Source organism: Vibrio sp. 970 (assembly GCF_033339075.1).
In genome coordinates this window covers 1-594 of sequence record NZ_JAWOTW010000555.1, presented here as the reverse complement: position 1 = coordinate 594, position 594 = coordinate 1, and the positions used below count along the sequence as shown (strand labels likewise).

The window sequence follows — 594 nt, the reverse complement described above, 5'->3', positions numbered from 1 at the left end:
TCAACGCTGCCGATGCAAACAGATACCCAAGAGCTGACCATGAGAACGTCATTGTAGGCTCATCCGCAAATGCGTACTTAACCCAAAGCGAAACCGCAGTTGCGATAAAAAACAACGTGATCGCATTGTGCTTCGATTGTTGTCGCTGTGTGAGATTACAATAAACCGCCCAAATCACCGCGCCAGTGAACGCCATGAAGTACACCAGCGGATTGCTGCTTACGTTCGAGATGATTTGTGTCGGGGATAAACCGTTATCGCCGCTCACCGTCCAAGCAACACCAATAAACGCGAGGATTACTGCTGGATACAACAGCCAACTTGGCTTTTTGTTGCTACCCAACACTGCAAACAATACAGTTAGCGCGGGCCATAAATAGTTGACGATAGATACCTCAATCGCTTGAGCTCGCGAATTCGAATACCCAAGAGCAAGCGCAAGAAAGATCTCATAGCAAACAAACATTGCGCCGCCAACTATCAGATACTTCGGAGAAAAGTAAGACAACTTTGGGATGCCCACCACAATCAATAAAAAGATTGAACTTAGCGAATACAACATCGCCGCCCCACCTACTGGCCCTAAACTTTCGG

Annotated in this window: 1 protein-coding gene; it reads right to left on the bottom strand. The window is 47.3% G+C overall.

Annotation, left to right across the window (positions count from 1 at the left end):
- Nucleotides 1-594 (bottom strand): aromatic amino acid DMT transporter YddG (gene yddG / locus R7Q11_RS27835; protein WP_225467194.1); only part of this gene is annotated, 594 nt, incomplete at both ends.